This is a genomic window from Romboutsia maritimum, from assembly GCF_002251085.2.
In the GTDB taxonomy this organism is placed as follows: domain Bacteria; phylum Bacillota; class Clostridia; order Peptostreptococcales; family Peptostreptococcaceae; genus Romboutsia_B; species Romboutsia_B maritimum.
In genome coordinates this window covers 1-790 of the sequence record NZ_NOJZ02000096.1, presented here as the reverse complement: position 1 = coordinate 790, position 790 = coordinate 1, and the positions used below count along the sequence as shown (strand labels likewise).

Here is a 790-nt window from a genome sequence, read left to right as displayed (position 1 = left end):
ACAACAACCTAACAGAAAAAGACAAATTAATAAAACAAATTAAACTTATTGAGTACCTAAATTCTATTAAAGATATACTTTATCCTGCAGGTGATTATTTTATTTTATCAAACCAGGATTACCAACTTAGTGAATATTTATTAAAGAATGGTAAAGGTTCTGATACTATATCATATGAAAATCTAAAATTTTTAAGTAATAATTTAGAAGACGTATCTAATTTTATTGACTATGATATAAAAGATGTAATAGAACATATTGATCCTTCAATAAAAACAACACTTTCACAAGATCAGATATCATCTTTATACGATGAACTTAAAAAAATATCTTTAGATGATAATGTAAATACAGAAATTAAAGATGAAATTAAAAAATTATTACAATATAGGCCAGAATGATATAATAAAGTCTGAACTGCACCCTGTCAAGTTGTCAGTACAAAAAATAAAAATTAGGAAACTAAGGTCTGCTCTCGATATTCTATCGGAGCCAGGCCTTTTTGATATGCTCCCTTTATAGTAGACAGTTGAAATAAATAAAACTTAGATATAATAAGATTTTTAGTAGGTAAATTATAATATTTGTAGAATATTCAATATATAAATGAATTTTATAGGAGGATATTTAAATATGAAATTAAAAATGAGTGATATACCTCCACAATTTGAAAATATAGCTACTAAACTAGGAATAGATAATACAAAGCTATTATTTGAAGAATTTGGAGGGACTTCTGTGTATTTTCCTACTGAAAAGATGGTATACAAAGAGGCTCGTGATAGAGAAA

Annotated in this window: 1 pseudogene; it reads left to right on the top strand. The window is 25.6% G+C overall.

Going from position 1 to position 790, the window contains the following annotated elements:
- Positions 1-401 (top strand): annotated as a pseudogene (locus CHF27_RS14005) (hypothetical protein); the annotation flags it as partial.
- Between the last annotated feature and the right edge of the window lie 389 nt (positions 402-790).